An 18614-nucleotide genomic window follows, 5' to 3' on the forward strand; every position below is an offset into this window, starting at 1 on the left:
ATTAAATTTGATGGCTTAAATTTTTCTAAAAATTAGATAAAATCCTATAAATCTACAGCTTATTTTGATTTTCTAAGCATCAGAAGACCATCTCCTAACGGTAATAGGCTCGCAGTCAGATCTGGGCTGTCCAAAGTTGCATCAAAAAGACTATGTAATCCACGGTAAATAGCCCGCTGGCCACGTTTAATTCCCTCAAAAGGCTTGGCAACATCTCCGCCTTGGAAGACGTCATCGATAAGGACCAGGCCACCAGGATTGAGGCGTTTGAGGACCTGAGGCAGAAAGACCACATACTTGGACTTGGCAGAGTCCATAAAGACAAGATCGTAGGAATCCTCTAACGTCTCAAGTAAATCCACTGCATCACCTTCCAGAAGGGTAATCTGCTGGCGGCTATCATACTTAGCAAAATTAGCCTTGGCTAGCTCAATCATCTCTGGATTGCGATCAATAGTCGTAATCTGAGCCTGAGGCGCATGCTCCGCCATCAAAAGAGCCGAAAAACCAATAGCCGTGCCAATTTCTAAAATCTTCTCAGGCTGTAGGCTTTCGAGAAGCAGGCGAAAGTAAGCCACTGTCTCATGGGGAATCACGGGCACATTTTCAGCTCTGGCAAAATCCTCCAGCTCCTTGAGTCCACCAGCGACCGGCTGGAGACGCTGTCTCATAAAGTCTACAATTTCGTCCTTGACTACTGGCCGGCGCATATTGGGATTAGAGTTTTGATTATAAGTCTCGACCATCTTATGCTAATCCCAACTTTTCTACCAAGGCTTCAAATTCATCCAGACGACGCTCAAAGACTGCAAAGGCAGCATTTAGATAGTCTTCTTTTTCCATATCCACACCCGCCTTTTTAATGACATTGAGCGGATAGTCAGAGTTCCCAGCTTTGAGATAGTTCAGATATTTGTCCTTGTCTTCTTGGCTACCATGGACAATCTTTTCAGCCAAGGCCGAAGCGGCTGCAAATCCTGTAGAGTATTGAAAAACATAATAATTATAGTAGAAGTGAGGAATGCGTGCCCATTCGTACTGAATCTGCGGATTGTCCTCTTTTTTCAAGCCGTAGTATTTCTCGTTTAAATCAGCATATAGCTCATTGAGAAACTCGCTTGTCAACACTTGTCCTTCTTGATCAGCCTTGTGGATTGCATGCTCAAACTCCGCAAACTGAGTTTGACGGAAGACCGTACCTCTAAAGCCATCCAAGAAGTGATTAAGAATCGCAAAGCGGGTAGCATCGTCTTCTACTTCCTCCAAGAGCTTCTCTGTCAGGATATTTTCATTAGTCGTTGAAGCAATCTCAGCTAGGAAGATAGAGTAGTCTCCATAGACATAAGGCTGGGTTTCACGAGTATAGCTGGAATGCATACTGTGACCTGTCTCGTGCACCAAGGTAAAAAGATTATCTAGTGTATCCTGCCAGTTGAGCAACATAAAGGCATTGGTATCATAAGATCCCCCTGAGTATGCCCCTGAGCGCTTACCTTGATTTTCATAAACATCAATCCAGCGCTCTGAGAAGGCTGTCTTCACTCGACTCAAATAATCCTCACCCAAAATTGCCAAGACTTCCTCAGACTTAGCCAAGGCTTCCTCATAAGTGAATTTGTAATCTGTTTCTGACAAAGGTGTGTACAAATCGTACATCTTCAAATCAGAAATACCCAAAATCTTTGCTCGCAAGGCAATATAACGCTGTAAAAGCGGAAGGTGTTTGTCTACAGCAGAAACCAAGCTATCATAGACACTCTCTGGAATAAAGTTGGCCGATAAGGCCGCCTCACGAGCAGATGAGAACTTGCGGACTTTCGCATTGTAATTTTGAACCTTAACATTTGTTTGCAAGGTCTTGGCATAAGTATGCTGATACTGTTCATAAACGCTATAAAGAGCTTCATAAGCTTCCTTACGAACTTCCCGATTTTTAGACTCTACTAAAGAAATATAGTTTCCATGTGTCAACTTGACTTCTTCGCCCTTTTCATTGTGAACCACCGGAAAGACGATATCCGCATTGTCCAAAATAGCAAAGGTTTCACTGGCAGCACCAAAGATTTCTCCAGCACCAGCCAACAACTCCTCTTCACGCTGGGTCAGGATGTGTTCCTTCTTCTGCAAAAGCCTATCAAAATAATGTTGATAAGTTTGTAGTTCAGGTTTTTCAGCCAAAAAAGCTTGGTATTGGTCTTCTGTAATTTCCATGAATTCTGGCTCATAGAAAGCAAAAGTTTGACCAAACTCACTGTAAATAGTCATTCCTTTAGCTTGGTATTCCTGATATTTTGCTACACGAGTATCCTGGTCATTCTTCATGTGAGCATAGGAATAAAGTTTCTCAATACGGCGCATCAAGTCTAATTGAATTTCCGTTGTTGTCAAAAGACTTTCTGCCGAATCCAGCAGATGCCCTGCTAGATTGCTTGCATTTTTTAATTCTTCAGAAACCTGTGCAAGTTCAGTCTCAAAGGCTTCATCTGTAGGGAAAATCGTACTTAAATCCCATGTATATTTTTCTTCAATTTCATTTCTTTGTTTAGCCATAAAAAATCCTCCATTCCTTTTATTTTATCACAAATTCCTTGTTTATATAAAACTCAAGTTTGAAAATGACTGTATATTTCAATTGATAAAGCATATTAAAAAATCTTTGGATCCGTTTCCCTACGATGTAGGACTCGGATCCAAAGAGGTCGTTTTTCTTATCACTAAATTATTTATCATACGTCATATTATTCTCCTCTCAATTTCTTTGCGAGTTCACCAGAGATTACATAACCTGTATGTTCTAGGTTTCCATCAGACTCTTCCATCAATGTTGTGGTAATTGTTAATTCCGGGTCATCGTTTATTATAAGCTCAACTATTAAGCCACCCATAGGATTATATTTAAGATTTTTTTCATTTATTGTATATTTTTTTATTATCCCCTTTTCTGTCAATGCTTTAGAGTCTTCCTGTCTTAGTAATTCTGCTATTGCTCTCCGCCCCTTCTTCCCCTCCACAATCTGAAGCATTTCTTCTTTTTCTGAACGACCGTTTACCATACTACAACCTCCTAAAATCATGCCTGAACTGAGCGTTATGATACTCAAAAAGATGACAATTATTTTCTTCATGATGGCTCCTTTCGTTTCCCTCTTCCCCAATTACCACATCTTTAGTTTTTGAATCAATATGATATTCTCTTAAAGCAATATCCACATGTTGCTTATCATTTAATTGTCCATCATCTATTAATACCATGCAAAACTCCTATCTTTCCAATGCTTGGGATAACTTATCAGAATAAGTGGCACTAGTGCTTTCTATCTCTCCATCACTATTTTTATTTATATTGCAACTAATAATAAAATCAGAATTTCCATTTATTATAATATCGAAGTCTATCCCACTCATTGGATTTTTTGAAACTGAGCTTCTATCTATTTCATAACTTTGTATAAAGCCCTCTTTTTTAAATGCTTGAGGATCAACATAAGTAAACCAATGATAAAATGCTTTTTTAGCCTCTTTACTTTCTACAAGTTTAATCATTTGCATATTTTCATTCTCTTTTTCTGAACGACTGTTTACCATACTACAACCTCCTAAAACCATGCCTGAACCGACCGTTAGAATACTCAGAAAGATGATAATTATTTTCTTCATGTTGACTCCTTTTACTTCTGATACCCTTTTAGGCGGAGACTTAATATAAAGTCTAACGTCTTAATCCATTTGGTAGTAAGTTTATTTTATTATACACGATTTTGATAAATTCTAGAATGCCCCAAAAATAGACAACCGGGCTAGACCAATTTTCAGCAAGACTGATCTAAACTTGCGTAAAAGGCTGGTGGGTAGACAATCTGGTACTTTTTATCTGGAGAATGTTGATAATAGCGCTGAAAGTTTTCATAATAAGCAGATAGGTCTTGGGAAATCTGACACAAGGGCTGGTCTGATCGAATCGGGCGCACTTGCGGATAAAATTCTTCTCTGGACATGGTTAAAAGATTTTTTCCTTTTTGATAATAGCTGGCCTGTATTTTCATCCACTTGGGATTTCGATAATAGAGTTGCTGTCGGATATAATGGCAAATATCAGGATCTGACTTCACTAAGAAACTACTCATTTCCTGCTTGCTAAAAGGCAAGCGTAAGATATCTAACAATTTCCCTTTTTCAAAAAGAAATTCTTTTTCTTTATACTGGAGTCGCCCAAAGAGGTCTTCATGAATCAAATACTTCAGCCTTAGTGTCTTTCTTTCCTCGTCCAATTCCCAGATATGAAAACCCATGTTTTGACTGAAATATAGGAATTGCTTCTGCAAGGGTGTCAGAGTTTGCCTGAGCCAGAGTTTCTTTCCCAGGAGCCAGAGGACTTGATAGCCAGCTTGTCGATATCTATGACTCCGCTCCCAAAGTCTATCTTGAGAAAGACTGCTACACTGAACTTCTAAAGCAAGACGCTCATCAACTAAGACATCCGCTACCTGCTGCAAGTCTGGCAAAAACACTTCGACATCTACTCTTGTCGTTTGATTGGCCCAGCGAAAAAGGGCAGCCTTAAGGTTCAGATGCTCTTTGCTTTCATTTTCAACACTATAATGACAGTCTGATAAGCGAATATGTGCAAAATGAGGCTGCATGATTTTCCCCTTTTTCAAACGGACAGGCCCTCCGCACCCTGGGCAAAAATAATCTCCTTTTGGAACGGATGACTCCTTTAATAAATGAAGGACTTTCCCGTCCTTATCACGCGCTGAAAACATGAGCACCTCCTAAAACATTTACCTTCTTTATTCGTAAAAGAAAAGAGAAACTCGTTATCAAGTTTCTCTTTTTCTATATTTAACTGCGCTTATTAAAGACTTGCTCCTTGTTCTTCTTTGAGAAGCTTCTTGTCATAAGCACGGATGAATGGATAGTAGACTAAGAAGGCTGCTAGAGCACAGACAAGGGCTACTATTACCGCTTTTAGGTCACCTGTTCCCAAGAAGGCTCCTATTCCGACAGGAGTTGGCCAAGGAACTTGTGCAAAGACTGCCTTGATCAAGTTTAGCTCCATTGCTAAATAGTAGATGGTCGCTGAGGTCATTGGCGCCAAAATAAATGGTACGGCTAGTGTAGGGTTGTAGATGATAGGAATACCAAAAATAAGAGGTTCGTTGATGTTAAAAATACCAGGAACGATTGAAGCCTTACCAATAGCGCTTAATTGCTCAGATTTTGCACGAGTAGCAAGCCAGATACATAGACCTAGAGTCGCACCAGAACCACCTGCAATAACAAACATATTAGAAAACTCGCCGGCTACAATAAAACGCGCTCCTTCTGATGCATTACTTGCCATATTTGCAAGGGCAATTGGACTAACAAAGGCAAAGATAATGTTTGCTCCGTGAATCCCAACAATCCATAGCAATTGGGTCAAGAAATAAATGATCATCAAACCAATCCAGGAATTGGTCAAGTGAGTTACAAAGCTAAAAGGAATCGCAATTACTTTGAAGATGTCTGTCCCCATCATAACTAAAGCTCCATTGATGAAGAGAACTGTAAAGGCAACTACAAAACCAGGAATTAATGCAGAGAAACCACGAGACACACCTTCTGGAACAGCTTCAGGCATCTTAATGACCCAGTTTTTCTTGAGACAGAGACGGTAGAGCTGAACTGTTACTACTGCCATGATAATCGCTGTGAAAATACCTGTTGTGCCAAAACGAGTCACTCCATTACTAATTGCCCAACCATCAGCAATAACAGCACCTTTTTTGAGACTAGTCACTGCTGTCATAGCACTTTTTTCAAAGACAATTTGAGGAATGGTCATGATGAAAGCAAAGAGAGACAACATTGCTCCGTTGAGCGGATTCATGTTTAGACCTTCTTCTTCGGCATAAATTTTTGTCAATTCATAGCCCATAGCTAGAACGAAATAAAGTGATAAGACACCCATTGTTGCATAATTGGCAATCATGTAGAGCGATTGGAACTTATCAAATGAAGCCGCAAAAATATCTGCAACGATTGGCCAGAATGAGAAGGATTGTGGCAGCACACTAAATACTAAAAACATTGAGCCAACAATGGTAAATGGTACTGCCCCCATACCTGCAGCTGTGATTGCCCGCACTATTTTGTACTGAGCAATTTTTCCCATTGGTCCCATGAAATATTTCTCTAAGAAACCAAATAGTCCTCCTTGTTGTTCCATAACGAAACCTCCTTATATTTTTACATTATTTTTTCTAATTGCTGAAGTCTTAACAAAGCTCGATCTCGACCTTCCAAAATTAATCTTATTCTATGAAGACTAAAAAGACTAACCAACTGACCTAACCCCAGTACGAAAGCAATAATCAACTTGCTATTTAGCTTAGCAGTGAAGATAGGGAAGATGATTGAGATTTGATCAGTGCATAATACAAGAGCGATCAATAGAATTTGAACGATTGATTGTAAATTGAAAAACAATCTTGTTTTAGTCAAATAAACTTCTTTTGTGCCATACATTTTAAACTGCTCAGCTATTGCTAGTATAGAATAAATCAGTAAAATGATAGGAATTACTGCGTATAAAGTCCAGTTAAAGAGCTGGACAAGCAACCAGTACAAATTTCCAAAAAACATGGCTGCTAAAGAATATCTAAGCATCAAATAACGGTTGAAATAAGTCGATTTCAAGCTATTTTCTTTCCGTTTTTGCTCTTGTGTTTGCATGTTTCGCTCCCCTTCATCCAGTTTGTCTTATTGTTCAATCTTACGATATAGATTCAGCATCTCAAGAGCCACTTCCCGAAGCGTCATAGTTGTCATAAGGTGGTCTTGAGCATGAACCATAATGATTTCCATCTTCATCTCAATTCCACTTGCATAATCCTGCAGTAACTTTGTCTGAGCTCGATGGGCTTCTACTAATTCCGTATTAGCTAGCTCTAATTTCTTCTCTGCTTCAGCATAATGACCTTCACGCATTTCCGAAAATGCTTCATGGACAGTCGCTCTAGCATTGCCACTATTCAAAATAATTTCAAAAGCGGCCACTTGTAGCTCTTCTTGATTCATAAAAAGCCTCCTTTACCTTATCGAATTCTGAGAAATAGTTTTTTAAAGTCTGTGAAAGTTTGACAGTTGATCATCTGTTTTTGTAGCTCTTCTTGCTCAAGCAAGAGGACAATTTTGGAAGTCAAATCAGCCAATTCTTCGTTACCAAAAATGGAAGGTGAAGGCAGAAATACCAGTTTTATCTTTGGATACTCTGGAGACCAAACTACTCCTTCAGGTATGAGCGCAACTCCAATCTTATGGCCATTTGCATAAGCTTTGATTGGATGGGGAACAGCAACAGTGTCAGAAAAAACAATCGAACTCATCATTTCCCTTTGCTCAATCAAGTCCTTCATTTTAGGTACAAATTGTTCATCTTCACCCTGGGACATTCTCTGCAAAAGGCTATCTATTACTTGACCTTTACTGACATTATGAAGTACAGCAAAACATTCAGGTGAGAAATATCCATCGAATATTCTCTCTTGATCTGAGTTAACTACATCAGTTTCTTGTCCTAACCCGTATTTTTTTATCGGTTTTAAAAGAGAAATTTTATGTCTGATTTCCCTAATTTCATCCGAATTAAGAAAAATACTGACAGTAAAAACCGGAATATTAAAGACCAGGTTTGATAGATCTATAGAAGATACGATAAAATCAATATCCTTCAAACGTTCATCATTTATTTCATAGTAACCAATCACATCAACAATACGAACTAGATTGCCCAGCTCATTATCGATTCGATGTTTAAGCATTTGGGCTGAACCATAGCCAGTTGCGCAGATGACTAGTATATTAAACTTTTGTTTTTCTTTCAGGCGCTCCAAAGAAGTCATAAAATGTAGAGCTACATAAGCCACTTCATCGTCAGACAATTTTTCGTTAGCAAATATTGGCATAGCCGATAAAATATTGCCTGTCATTTCTAAGATTCCCGCATACTGATTTTGGATTTCTGCCAAAAGAGGATTATCCATTTTGACATGATTTTTCAGCCGAACAAAGAGGGTAGACAAATGAGCAACCAAACCTTCTATCAATTGAAAATCATTCTTAAAAGGGTATTTATGAGTAAAATTATTTTGCTCTAGAACCGATAATAATTGTTTTCTGATTTGCTGAGCGACATCCTCATTCTCACACTTGTTTGTTGGAACATTTCCCTTTGAAACCAAGTGTAGAGTTATATAATCCACTTCTTCTTTTGGAAATTCGAGGCCAGTTGAATGATAGACGCGTTTTAAGATCTTCTCTGCAATTTTGCCTTCTTCCCTATATTCATCCATTGACCAACTATCTAACTGCTTAATATGAAAGCCTTCTCCAATTCTTTTGAGAGAAAGAGCTATATGAATGACTAAGTTTTGAATGACAAAATCAGAGAGTTTTAACCGACCTTCCCGACATTCATCAAGGACGATAATCGTTAATTCTTCAAGACTAATTGGTCTACCAGAAACCTCTATCTTGATATAATTATGAAGAATTTGGAAAAATTTGTCATGAAAGAAAAAATCAATAATAAACCGTCTAATATTACGCTCATCTCCTGTGACATAGACACCACGATTAGGCTTACTTTCGATTTGTAAGTCATACTTGGATAAATCATGTCGAATCTTTTTAAAATCAGAAGACAGGGTAGAACGACTAACATATAATTCGTCAGCCAAATCATCACAATAAATGGATTCCTGCTCAAAGAGGAGCTTATTTAGGATATAATTATAGCGATCATCGATACCTTCAATAGCCTCTGTTGACGCTTCTCCCAATACTTCTTTTTGAAGAAATTTTTGGTATACGTCTTTATTATCAATAACGAATCGATAGCCATGCCCCTGCTTGGCAATAATTTTCCAGCCTGTTTGACTAGTAGGCATCCCGATTAAACTTTTGAGGTAGTTTCTAACAGTTCTATCCGAACAGGATAAGTGTGTTGCCAATTGCATACTAGTTATGTATTGGTCAGCATTATCCATTAAATACTGTAGAATTATTTTTTCCTTTTGATGCAAAACACTTATCCTCCTTCCTTACAAAATCAGTTGTCACTACCTCTAGTTTACCACTTAAATATTTTCTTTAATCAAGTTAGCCATTTTTTCGATCCCCATAGGAATTGGGATATAGGCTTGAGGAGGAATTTGAACGATTGGTTTTCCTACTTTAGCGGCAGCATCTTCAAACTGTTTATAATACATTTTAGTTTGAGGACTAATTAAATAAAGATCAAATTTTGCATCTGCAATAGCTTTACCACCTTCAGTCGCGCTAATGGCATCTACTTCAACATCTTCTCCTTTTGCTTTCAAAAACTCTGTTGTTTTCTTTGCCATCAGTGATGAAGACATTCCTGCTGCACAGATAATTAATGCTTTTGACATGATCATTCTCCTTTTAAAACTTATTTTTGATAACTCAATTATATATGAAAACGCTACCAATCTCCATTTAACCTTTTTCCGTATCGAAACGGAAATGGTTTCTAAACAGCTACTTATATCTTATTTTATAGACTAAAATTATTCCTGAAAGAATAAAAGAAACACTATTAGCTAAAATGAGCGGTAAATCCTGAATGGCTAGACCATGTGCCAACCATAAGGCGATTCCTAGAACCTGCATCAGATACATACCAAGTGCTATAGATTCAGTATCCTTGGTTTTGATGACCTTAATGACCTGTGGCAAAAAGGCGAAGGTTGTTAAAATTGCTGCAATACTTCCAATCATGTTTTTCTCCTAATTGTTCTAAAAAAAGAGGCAGAAAACAGCACATTTGCCATCTCCTCCTCTACATTTTGTCGTAATTTTATAGCTGACTAAAGATTAGCTCCATTTGATGCAATGACTTCCTTATACCAGTTAAAGGACTTCTTAGGGGAACGTTCATAGGTTCCTTTGCCATCATCATCCTTGTCTACATAGATAAATCCGTAGCGCTTGCGCATTTCGCCCGTACCTGCTGACACTAGGTCAATACATCCCCAAGGTGTGTACCCCATGAGATCTACACCGTCTTCTACTACGGCCTTCTTCATCTCGCGGATATGGGCACCCAGATAGTCAATTCGGTAATCATCATGAACCATACCGTCCTCTTCTAACTGGTCAATAGCTCCAAAGCCATTTTCCACAATGAAAAGCGGTAGATGATAATGATCCGTAAACCAATTGAGAGCATAGCGCAGACCTTCTGGGTCAATCTGCCATTCCCATTCAGAAGCTTTGACAAAGTTATTTTTAACCAAGTCTTCAGTCTCTATATAGTCGAAGTAAGGATTATTTTCCCGATGGGAGTCAATAGCAAAGGACATGTAGTAGCTAAATCCAATATAGTCAACAGTGCCCGCCAGCAAGTCTTCCTGATCCTGCTCGCTAAAGTCCACCTTGATTCCCTTTCTTTCCCAGTATTTGAGAATATGCTCAGGATAGCGACCAAAGACATGCACATCTGTAAAGTAATAACGCTTCTGCATAGCTTTCATAGCCATGAGAATATCCTTAGGATTGCAAGTAGCCGGATAAATAGGGCACATAGCAATCATACAACCGATTTGGAAGTCAGGATTGATTTCGTGACCAACCTTAACTGCACGCGCTGAGGCCACTAATTCATAGTGAGCTGCCTGATACATGATTGCTTCGCGATCATCGCCTTCCTTGTATACAATCCCAGAGTTGGTGAAGGGAGCAAAATCCTCCTGATAATTAGCTTGGTTATTGATTTCATTGAAAGTCATCCAGTATTTGACTTTGTCCTTATAACGCTTAAAAACAACTTCTGCAAAACGAACAAAGAAGTCAATCACCTGACGATTTTTCCAACCACCGTACTCGGTTACTAGATGATAAGGCATTTCAAAGTGAGACAAAGTGATAACAGGCTCAATACCATACTTGAGGCATTCATCAAAAAGGTCGTCATAAAATTGGAGACCAGCTTCATTAGGCTCCGTTTCATCTCCCTTAGGAAAAATCCGCGTCCAGGCAATAGAAGTCCGAAAACACTTAAAGCCCATTTCCGCAAAAAGAGCGATATCTCCCTTATAACGATGATAAAAATCAATGGCCTCGTGATTAGGATAGTACTTGCCTTCTAGGACCCCTGGGGTAATTTCCCGAGGCACTCCATGGCGAGCCGCAGTCATAACATCAGCTACACTAATACCTTTCCCACCTTCCTGCCAGCCACCTTCCAGTTGGTGGGCTGCAACAGCTCCACCCCAGAGAAATCCATCTTTAAATGTTGACATTTTGCATTTCCTCCTAGTTTTTACTACTTCCATTATAGGAAAAGAAAGCGCTATTTTGAATAGCAAGATTTTCCATATCGAAACGGAAAAAGGGTTTTATTTTATTCTTTAAAAAATAGAACAAAAATTTGACAACGCTTTCAGTAAGTGCTATAATGCTCTCAATATAAATAGACTAAAGGAAAGGTGGTTTAAATTTATGTCTTTCTTAACATTTTTATTTAGTTTTTTAGGCATGGTCATTCTGGTATCTGCTATTTGTTATGGCTTTTTTAAGCTATCTATTCTCTTAAAAAGCAATATACTATCGCGGGGGAATGCCTACTATACTCTGATTCGATTTGAGCATTTGGACAGCATTCCTCCCTTACTAGACAATCCAAACTTCCTTAAAACAGGTAAATGGGAATATTTCCCTGAAGCTAATTACTTCAAAGGATTCTCAAAACTCTCAGACAGAGACCTTCAAAACTGGATAGAAAAAGAATATCATCTGAATCCTGGTCAAGTGCTTGTTACTGTACCAGAAACAATGAAAGTTGCTTCTGCAGCAATCAGATTCTAAACATTAAGAATAGAAAAAGGAGACTAGGGTAAATCCTAGCTCCTTTTTTATGAAAACAACTTCTGGTCTTCTTTTTCGGGTACCTTTAAAAACCAAGCTAAAACTATTACCAAGACCATTAAACCTGCTAGAAAGAAGCTCATCATCTCATATCCCGCTGCATCAATAACAGCCCCAGCAAAATGTTGAATAAAAATGGAGCCAAGGCTTCTAACAGTCTGTACTAAGGCAATAGCGGTCACTAAGTACTTAGAGTCCACAATGGCTGAAACAATCTTTAAGGTGACCATAATGAGAAGCATACCTGAAACATGCTTAGAAGCCAAGGTCAAAATGATTTTCGAGGCTAGTCCCAGATTGAGTCCATAAATTGTATATTGGACTAACATAATCAGTAAAGGACACAATAAGAGCTTTTTAGCAGACAGCTTATCCATAAAAAGATAAGAATAAAAGATCAGAGGTGACTCACAGATAACAGAAATTGATACAACTGTTGAGGCCATTCCAACACTCAAACCACTATGTTGCAACATGGCAGGAATATAAGTATGACCTGCATTTCCAACTCCTGAATAAAGAGCAACAATCAGTAAATAGTAGAGATAGGTTTTATTGGTCAAAATCTGACTGATATAAGAGTCTTTCTTGGTTTTTGGGGCTTCATCTGATTTGGGAGATTCAGAGCGGATTTTAATGGAAAGGACACCGACAATTGTAATGATCATTGCTCCGATGAAAGCAATAAAAATAGCCATAGGAGAAACATACTGGTACAGTACACCAGCCAGTTGAGAACCTAAAGCATAGCCAATCGTTCCCCAGATTCGAATTTTTCCATAAGTATAGGGACTTCGTGCAGCAAGTACATCCATAACTGGATTGACACCATTAATCAGCATAACCACCAAACTGTATCCAATAGTTAAGCCTAACAAATCTCTGACTTGCATAAAATAGATTGCAATAAAGATAATGGCTCCAAAGCTAAACAGGGTCACCTTCTTGATACTCAAGCGGTCATTCAAAATTCCCATAACCGGTTGAGCCAGCATCGAAGCAAAAAAAGCGACCGATACGACCACAGATGTCTGACCAGCTGAAAAGCCCAACCCCAACATATAAACTGAAATCAAGCTTGAAAACAAGGCAAAGGATAAAAAATAAAAAGTATAAACCAGGACATAAGCTAGATAGCTATTATAAAACTTTTTAAACATCGTTCTCTCATTCTTTACTAATATTAAATCTTATTAAAAAACATTGGAGTGTATTTCTAACATTACAAAAGGGCTGGGAAATCCCAGCCACTATACATTATCGCCCATTTCGACGCGAATAATTCTGAGAATCATCTTCCAGGTTATCGCGTCCAGCAAGAGGTCGATTCCGTTTTTTTCTTCGACCAGATTCAAGAAAAACAATCGCAAAAAGTACCAAGACTGGAACTAATAAAAGCAATTTGGGATCTAATAAAAGTCCAGATTTTGCCTTATTTGAAGAATTTGCTCCTTGATCATTTTTAGAATCCATAACTGGTGAGTCTCCATCGTCAGCCAGTTCTACTTTCATTCCATCGCTAATTAATGTAGACAGGGTTAAAAGTCCATTATCAACTTCCAAAACGCCATCCTTCACAACTAGCTTTGGATTTGTTCCTTTTTTGACAGTCCCATAAAAATCTTTTTCAAGTTTATAGGTTTTTCCATCAATTTTGTGCTCTCCTGCAGTCAGGAGTTTCTTATATTCGTAATCTGCGTAGGCTTTTTCAATCAAAGCATTTCCAAATGGATGACGATAGTACTCACCATCCTGATCAGACCAATCTCCAACCCCCATAATCACACTGATAATACGTTGTTCACCACGTTTGACAGTTGCAATATAGTTGAAGGCTCCTCTAGGACTGGAACCTGTTTTTAAGCCATCTACTCCTTCCAATCCATACTTGGCTCCTGGAACTGAGTAATTGTAAGTCTCAAAAGTTTCTTCATAAGGTGTTCCTTTTTTGACAGTAACTACTGGCTTGTTTGTATATTTTAGAATACCAGGATATTTCTTAACAAAATTATAAGCAAGGATCGCTAGATCACGAGCTGTTGTCTGGTTGGCCGCATTATTATCATATCGTTGAGGAGTATACAAGCCTTTAAAAGATGAAGCCGCAGCTCCACTCGCATTGTACCAATGTGTATTGGTCATTCCAAGTTCTTTAGCCTTACTATTCATTTGGTCCAAAAAAGCGTCTGGATCATTATTAGATAAGTAATTTGCGATCATAACTGTCGTTGCATTAGAAGAAGGAACGACTGTCATAGTAATCAACTCAGATATTGTATAATCTACACCCGCTACAATTTTGTTATTGGAAATTTCATAAATTCCAGCAATATTCTGGTCTGTCTGGCTAGCTTTGATGATGGTATCTTCTGAAAGCTTTCCTTGCCCCATAGCCTCAAACAAAAGATAAAGTGTCATCAATTTACTCATGCTCGCTGGATCTCGAACTTCATCAATGTTATCCTGCCAAAGGACATCTCCCGTGTTCCCATCTATAATCAGTGAAGATCTGGGACGGTTGATATCTTTTACGTCTGGATAAGCTTTCCGAGTAATATCCATGAGCTCATCTGCACTAACTGTGGCTGCCCCAAATAATAATGTTACCAAGCAAACAAGTGCTAACCATTTCTTCTTCACCAGAAGCCTCCTAATTTTTCATCGTTACTAATTAGTATATCATATTTCCCAAACAAAATAGAAAATATTTTAGAAAATACATCTGAAAAGTAGATATATTTTTTCAAAAAAATCCCACCTGATAAACAGGCAGGAATTTTTAGTTATCTAATAGGCTAAGTGCTTCTGCATCTGCAATAATCGTAACATCCTCATGTCTCTGGAGTACGCTGGCTGGCAACTCCTCAGTAACAGGTCCTGCTACTGTTCCAGCAATTGCCTGAGCTTTTCCTTTCCCATAAGCAAACAAGACAATTGACTTGGCAGCCATAATATTTGCAATCCCCATGGAAATTGCCTGGGTCGGAACTTGGTCGATTGTTTCAAAGAAACGAGCATTTGCCTCGATTGTGGATGGAGTCAAATCAACCAGGTGGGTTTGACTCTCAAAACTTGTTCCTGGCTCATTAAAACCAATGTGACCATTAGTTCCAATTCCTAAAATTTGGAAATCTACTGGATTCTCCGCTAAAATTCTGTTGTAAGCTGCTGTCTCTTCTTCAGCATCCTCAGCTTTGCCATTTGGTAAAAAACTCTTTTTAAAAGGTTTATGAGAAAAAAGGTTTTCATTCATAAAGTAATGGTAAGATTGGGGATCATCAGCCTCTAAGCCAACATACTCATCTAGATTTACACTGACTAAATCAGAGAGATCAATATCGCTTTCAATTAATTCCTTATAGAAACTAAGCGGACTACTACCAGTAGCTAAACCAAGTGTTTTAGCGCCTTCTGCTAGCTTGCTTCTTAAGATTTCTACTGCTACTTTCCCGCCTTCATTTTGGTCAGCTACTTGAATAATTTTCATCAGAATCCTCCTGAACTTTTCTCTAATATTATTATATGGTATAGACCAATTTTTGTCAAGATAGAAATTTTCATATTTTAAATTTTGCCAGCAAAGAAAGATAAAATCGTGATATAATATAAGAATGTTACTGTATTTATTACTTTTATTTTTACTGGGTGTTGTCTTTCTCGTACTCAGCCTATTTTTTAGAGCCATCAAAACATTAAGAATGATTGCTCTTTGTATTGGGATTTTACTAACTAGCCTTCCGATTTTATGTTGTGCTTACTTTTTATGGATTATATGGACTGTTTAAGGAGAAATAATGAACACTGCCGATTTTGACTTTCACTTACCAGAGGAGCTTATCGCCCAAACTCCTCTTGAAAAACGCGATGCCTCCCGTTTATTGATTGTAGACCGATCAAGCGGAGAATTTTCTGACCAGCATTTTGACTCAATTATTGATCAACTTCAGCCTGGCGACGCCCTTGTCATGAATAACACTCGGGTCCTGCCTGCTCGTCTCTACGGTGAGAAACCTGGGACTGGTGGTCACGTTGAACTCTTACTTTTAAAGAACATTGAGGGAGATCATTGGGAGGTCTTAGCAAAACCAGCTAAACGTCTGAAAGTTGGTGCTCAAGTTTCCTTTGGGGATGGTCGACTGACAGCTACAGTTGTAGAAGAACTAGAACACGGTGGACGGATTGTCCGCTTTGACTATCAAGGGATCTTCTTAGAAGTGCTAGAGAGCTTGGGTGAAATGCCCCTGCCTCCTTATATCCATGAAAAATTAGCAGATCGCGAACGTTATCAAACTGTCTATGCTAAAGAGAATGGCTCTGCTGCTGCCCCAACAGCTGGACTTCATTTCACCAAAGAACTGCTTGCACAAATTGAAGCCAAGGGAGTTAAGTTGGTTTATCTGACCCTTCACGTTGGACTTGGCACCTTCCGACCAGTTTCTGTTGACAATTTAGATGACCACGAAATGCATTCTGAATTTTACACTTTGTCTGAAGAAGCTGCCGCTACCCTCCGTGAGGTTAAGGCAAATGGTCACCGTGTTATCGCTGTCGGAACAACTTCAATCCGAACTCTAGAAACCATCGGAAATAAGTTCCAAGGCGACATTCAAGCTGATTCTGGGTGGACCAATATTTTTATCAAACCAGGCTACCAGTGGCAAATTGTTGACGCCTTTTCAACCAATTTCCACTTACCTAAATCAACTTTAGTTATGCTAGTCTCAGCCTTTGCTGGACGAGACCTAACCTTAAAGGCTTATGAACACGCTATTGCTGAGCGTTACCGCTTCTTCAGTTTTGGAGACGCTATGTTTATCAAATAGTAGGTAATTTTATGAACAAAATAGAAAGTAGACATCGTTTAATTCGTTCCCTGATTATGGAGAAAAAAGTCCATACTCAACAAGAACTTCAGGAACTCCTTGAAGCCAACGGCGTTATTGTTACCCAATCAACCTTGTCTCGTGATATGAAGGCCCTCAACCTGGTCAAGGTCACTGAGAACAATATTTCTTACTATGTTATAAATAGTATTGCTCCTTCCCGCTGGGAGAAGCGCCTGCGTTTTTATATGGAAGATGCCCTCATCATGCTACGACCGGTTCAGAATCAAGTGGTCATGAAAACTCTCCCCGGACTAGCCCAGTCTTTTGGCGCGATTCTGGATGCACTGGAATTACCTCAAATCGTTGCAACTGTCTGTGGAGATGATGTCTGTTTGATCATCTGCGAAGACAATTCATCTGCCATTGAATGTTTTGATAAGCTTAAAGAATTTGCCCCACCATTTTTCTTTAGTAAATAAGCAAAAGGAGTTGAAAATTTCAACTCCTTTTTATTTTTATTCTCCAGCCAAACGGAAGATCGTTTCCTCATAGATATCCATCGCTCGGTAAAGATCATCTAGTTTAGCTCGTTCATTAGCCTGATGTTCCGTCTGCTCAGCACCAGGGAAAAGAGCACCAAAGGCAACACAGTTTGGCATGGTACGAGCAAAGGTTGCTCCTCCTGATGACATAGCTGCACTATCGTCACCAGTTTTTTCTTGATAAATACTCATCAAAGTACTGACCAACTCACTATCTTTTGGTACATATAAAGGTGCTAGATAATCAAACTCCTCATAAGCCAAGCAATAATCAGATGCCTTGTTGGTCAATGTTTGAACTAATTTTTCTTTGTCTGCTAAAACAGGTATTCGAATATCAATTCGGATTTCAGATTCTTCGGCACCGACTGTCAATCCGGCAATATTAAAGGATAAACTTCCGGATGGTTCATCCGAAACTGGTCCAAATAAGTGGGCTCCTGTTGCATCTTCTCCTACCGCTTCAGCAATAAAAGCTAAAGTAGGATGGGGAGCAAGAACTTGGAGTACTTTAGCCAGTCGAACAATTGCATTGACTCCCTCAGCAGCATCTTTAGCATGTTTTGGAACACCAAGGACCGTCACCTGATTAGCCGATACTTCGTAATCAAAGCCTGTCGCTCTTAGACCCGCAATTACTTTCTCTAAGAAAGGGCCTTGGTAACTAGCTTTAGCTGGTACAACATTAAAAGCATCACCAGCTTCAAGTTTGATAAAATCGGACCCGGGTCCATGCAACTTGACCTGTAAAAGCCCCTTTTCAGCATAGGTCAATGGGAAGGATGAATCAGGAGCGAAACCAAGAGTCGCCCTTTCTTCCAATTCATTGTATCTACCCATGCAACGCCAGAGTGTCTCCTCATCTGTCCCGAAAATAAAACGCACTCGTTTTTTAAAGCGAACACCACTATTTAGCAATGCTTTAACAGCATACAAAGCTGCCATTGACGGTCCTTTATCATCCTGAACACCGCGTCCAAAGAGATAGCCATCTTTTTCAGTTGCCACAAACGGCGGTGTTTGCCAATCTGCTTCTTCACCTGATGGAACAACATCCAAATGACAGAGAACGGCCAGGAGTTCTTCTCCCTGACCGATTTCTGCATATCCATAATAACCTTTAGGATCGAGATAGGTTGTAAAGCCTATTCCTCGACAAATTTCTAAAGTTTTTTCTAGGACATCTTGAATAGCTTGTCCAAAAGGTGTTCCATTTTCATTTTCATTAAGAACAGATGGGTAGGAAATAAGAGTTTTCAAAGATTCGAGAAATTCTTTTTTTACTTGTTCTGTTAGATAATTTTTCATGGAA

General features: G+C 38.9%; 20 protein-coding genes. 3 read left to right on the plus strand and 17 right to left on the minus strand.

The genetic code is table 11. The annotated features are described in order from the left end of the window. Window positions 1-59: 59 nt before the first annotated feature. The 13 genes from HMPREF2780_RS06700 to HMPREF2780_RS06760 form a co-directional block, all read right to left on the minus strand. Window positions 60-746, minus strand: coding sequence for an O-methyltransferase (locus tag HMPREF2780_RS06700; protein ID WP_048777498.1), 687 nt, complete (start codon window positions 744-746; stop codon window positions 60-62). Between the two features lies 1 nt (window position 747). After that, window positions 748-2550, minus strand: coding sequence for an oligoendopeptidase F (gene pepF / locus HMPREF2780_RS06705; protein ID WP_105026396.1), 1803 nt, complete (start codon window positions 2548-2550; stop codon window positions 748-750). Between the two features lie 188 nt (window positions 2551-2738). Further along, window positions 2739-3125, minus strand: coding sequence for a DUF1310 family protein (locus tag HMPREF2780_RS06710; RefSeq protein ID WP_048777500.1), 387 nt, complete (start codon window positions 3123-3125; stop codon window positions 2739-2741). Further along, entirely contained in the window at window positions 3055-3252 is a 198-nt protein-coding gene (locus HMPREF2780_RS06715; protein WP_075202960.1) for a hypothetical protein, read from the minus strand. Before HMPREF2780_RS06715 ends, HMPREF2780_RS06710 begins: the two co-directional genes overlap by 71 nt. 9 nt (window positions 3253-3261) lie before the next feature. Further along, window positions 3262-3657: a DUF1310 family protein gene (locus HMPREF2780_RS06720; RefSeq protein WP_048777501.1), complete on the minus strand. Its 396-nt coding sequence runs from the start codon at window positions 3655-3657 to the stop codon at window positions 3262-3264. Window positions 3658-3809: 152 nt separating this feature from the next. Then, window positions 3810-4763, minus strand: coding sequence for a competence protein CoiA (locus HMPREF2780_RS06725; RefSeq protein WP_048777502.1), 954 nt, complete (start codon window positions 4761-4763; stop codon window positions 3810-3812). Window positions 4764-4855: 92 nt separating this feature from the next. Then, on the minus strand, window positions 4856-6211 hold the full coding sequence (gene celB / locus HMPREF2780_RS06730) for a PTS cellobiose transporter subunit IIC (RefSeq protein WP_061595980.1): 1356 nt from the start codon (window positions 6209-6211) through the stop codon (window positions 4856-4858). Between the two features lie 20 nt (window positions 6212-6231). Continuing rightward, window positions 6232-6717 (minus strand): hypothetical protein, encoded by a 486-nt coding sequence (locus tag HMPREF2780_RS06735; RefSeq protein WP_048777504.1) that lies wholly within the window; start codon window positions 6715-6717, stop codon window positions 6232-6234. Window positions 6718-6744: 27 nt separating this feature from the next. Next, window positions 6745-7062: a PTS cellobiose transporter subunit IIA gene (locus HMPREF2780_RS06740; protein ID WP_048777505.1), complete on the minus strand. Its 318-nt coding sequence runs from the start codon at window positions 7060-7062 to the stop codon at window positions 6745-6747. 17 nt (window positions 7063-7079) lie between these two features. After that, window positions 7080-9032, minus strand: coding sequence for a BglG family transcription antiterminator (locus HMPREF2780_RS06745; protein ID WP_061596024.1), 1953 nt, complete (start codon window positions 9030-9032; stop codon window positions 7080-7082). A gap of 90 nt (window positions 9033-9122) precedes the next feature. Next, the gene (locus HMPREF2780_RS06750) at window positions 9123-9437 is read right to left on the minus strand and encodes a PTS cellobiose transporter subunit IIB (RefSeq protein WP_048777506.1); all 315 of its coding nucleotides are present in this window, start codon (window positions 9435-9437) and stop codon (window positions 9123-9125) included. 109 nt (window positions 9438-9546) lie between these two features. Then, window positions 9547-9786: a SemiSWEET transporter gene (locus HMPREF2780_RS06755; protein ID WP_048777507.1), complete on the minus strand. Its 240-nt coding sequence runs from the start codon at window positions 9784-9786 to the stop codon at window positions 9547-9549. Between the two features lie 89 nt (window positions 9787-9875). Further along, window positions 9876-11309, minus strand: coding sequence for a 6-phospho-beta-glucosidase (locus tag HMPREF2780_RS06760; RefSeq protein WP_048777508.1), 1434 nt, complete (start codon window positions 11307-11309; stop codon window positions 9876-9878). Window positions 11310-11508: 199 nt separating this feature from the next. Between HMPREF2780_RS06760 and HMPREF2780_RS06765 the strand changes: the two genes are divergently transcribed. After that, on the plus strand, window positions 11509-11874 hold the full coding sequence (locus HMPREF2780_RS06765) for a hypothetical protein (RefSeq protein ID WP_048777509.1): 366 nt from the start codon (window positions 11509-11511) through the stop codon (window positions 11872-11874). A gap of 47 nt (window positions 11875-11921) precedes the next feature. Here the strand turns inward: HMPREF2780_RS06765 and HMPREF2780_RS06770 are convergent, their stop codons facing one another. The 3 genes from HMPREF2780_RS06770 to nagB form a co-directional block, all read right to left on the minus strand. Then, the gene (locus HMPREF2780_RS06770; RefSeq protein ID WP_008809510.1) at window positions 11922-13094 is read right to left on the minus strand and encodes an MFS transporter; all 1173 of its coding nucleotides are present in this window, start codon (window positions 13092-13094) and stop codon (window positions 11922-11924) included. Between the two features lie 97 nt (window positions 13095-13191). Next, complete coding sequence (locus HMPREF2780_RS06775; RefSeq protein ID WP_020992583.1) at window positions 13192-14574, minus strand: DUF1958 domain-containing protein; 1383 nt, start codon at window positions 14572-14574, stop codon at window positions 13192-13194. 139 nt (window positions 14575-14713) lie between these two features. After that, complete coding sequence (gene nagB, locus HMPREF2780_RS06780; RefSeq protein ID WP_008809512.1) at window positions 14714-15421, minus strand: glucosamine-6-phosphate deaminase; 708 nt, start codon at window positions 15419-15421, stop codon at window positions 14714-14716. 307 nt (window positions 15422-15728) lie between these two features. Here nagB and queA point away from each other — a divergent pair, with 307 nt between their 5' ends. Next, the gene (queA, locus tag HMPREF2780_RS06785) at window positions 15729-16757 is read left to right on the plus strand and encodes a tRNA preQ1(34) S-adenosylmethionine ribosyltransferase-isomerase QueA (RefSeq protein ID WP_008809513.1); all 1029 of its coding nucleotides are present in this window, start codon (window positions 15729-15731) and stop codon (window positions 16755-16757) included. An 11-nt stretch (window positions 16758-16768) separates the two neighbouring features. Further along, window positions 16769-17239 carry an arginine repressor gene (locus HMPREF2780_RS06790; RefSeq protein ID WP_008809514.1) on the plus strand — a complete coding sequence of 157 codons (471 nt, stop codon included), beginning with the start codon at window positions 16769-16771 and terminating at the stop codon, window positions 17237-17239. A gap of 36 nt (window positions 17240-17275) precedes the next feature. On the opposite strand, the gene HMPREF2780_RS06795 is transcribed toward HMPREF2780_RS06790, so the two are convergent. Next, window positions 17276-18610, minus strand: coding sequence for a dipeptidase (locus tag HMPREF2780_RS06795; protein WP_008809515.1), 1335 nt, complete (start codon window positions 18608-18610; stop codon window positions 17276-17278). Window positions 18611-18614 lie beyond the last annotated feature (4 nt).

This window comes from Streptococcus sp. HMSC062B01, from assembly GCF_001811085.1.
Lineage (GTDB): Bacteria > Bacillota > Bacilli > Lactobacillales > Streptococcaceae > Streptococcus > Streptococcus gordonii.

Bases quoted from the DNA above. Each gene is read 5' to 3' on its own strand.
- HMPREF2780_RS06760 (WP_048777508.1), bottom strand. From the start codon at position 11,309: ATGTCAACATTTAAAGATGGATTTCTCTGGGGTGGAGCTGTTGCAGCC.
- HMPREF2780_RS06700 (WP_048777498.1), bottom strand. From the start codon at position 746: ATGGTCGAGACTTATAATCAAAACTCTAATCCCAATATGCGCCGGCCA.
- queA (WP_008809513.1), top strand. From the start codon at position 15,729: ATGAACACTGCCGATTTTGACTTTCACTTACCAGAGGAGCTTATCGCC.
- HMPREF2780_RS06740 (WP_048777505.1), bottom strand. From the start codon at position 7,062: ATGAATCAAGAAGAGCTACAAGTGGCCGCTTTTGAAATTATTTTGAAT.
- HMPREF2780_RS06745 (WP_061596024.1), bottom strand. From the start codon at position 9,032: ATGGATAATGCTGACCAATACATAACTAGTATGCAATTGGCAACACAC.
- HMPREF2780_RS06735 (WP_048777504.1), bottom strand. From the start codon at position 6,717: ATGCAAACACAAGAGCAAAAACGGAAAGAAAATAGCTTGAAATCGACT.
- HMPREF2780_RS06725 (WP_048777502.1), bottom strand. From the start codon at position 4,763: ATGTTTTCAGCGCGTGATAAGGACGGGAAAGTCCTTCATTTATTAAAG.
- HMPREF2780_RS06790 (WP_008809514.1), top strand. From the start codon at position 16,769: ATGAACAAAATAGAAAGTAGACATCGTTTAATTCGTTCCCTGATTATG.
- celB (WP_061595980.1), bottom strand. From the start codon at position 6,211: ATGGAACAACAAGGAGGACTATTTGGTTTCTTAGAGAAATATTTCATG.
- HMPREF2780_RS06795 (WP_008809515.1), bottom strand. From the start codon at position 18,610: ATGAAAAATTATCTAACAGAACAAGTAAAAAAAGAATTTCTCGAATCT.
- HMPREF2780_RS06765 (WP_048777509.1), top strand. From the start codon at position 11,509: ATGTCTTTCTTAACATTTTTATTTAGTTTTTTAGGCATGGTCATTCTG.
- nagB (WP_008809512.1), bottom strand. From the start codon at position 15,421: ATGAAAATTATTCAAGTAGCTGACCAAAATGAAGGCGGGAAAGTAGCA.
- pepF (WP_105026396.1), bottom strand. From the start codon at position 2,550: ATGGCTAAACAAAGAAATGAAATTGAAGAAAAATATACATGGGATTTA.
- HMPREF2780_RS06755 (WP_048777507.1), bottom strand. From the start codon at position 9,786: ATGATTGGAAGTATTGCAGCAATTTTAACAACCTTCGCCTTTTTGCCA.
- HMPREF2780_RS06720 (WP_048777501.1), bottom strand. From the start codon at position 3,657: ATGAAGAAAATAATTATCATCTTTCTGAGTATTCTAACGGTCGGTTCA.
- HMPREF2780_RS06750 (WP_048777506.1), bottom strand. From the start codon at position 9,437: ATGTCAAAAGCATTAATTATCTGTGCAGCAGGAATGTCTTCATCACTG.
- HMPREF2780_RS06770 (WP_008809510.1), bottom strand. From the start codon at position 13,094: ATGTTTAAAAAGTTTTATAATAGCTATCTAGCTTATGTCCTGGTTTAT.
- HMPREF2780_RS06710 (WP_048777500.1), bottom strand. From the start codon at position 3,125: ATGAAGAAAATAATTGTCATCTTTTTGAGTATCATAACGCTCAGTTCA.
- HMPREF2780_RS06715 (WP_075202960.1), bottom strand. From the start codon at position 3,252: ATGGTATTAATAGATGATGGACAATTAAATGATAAGCAACATGTGGAT.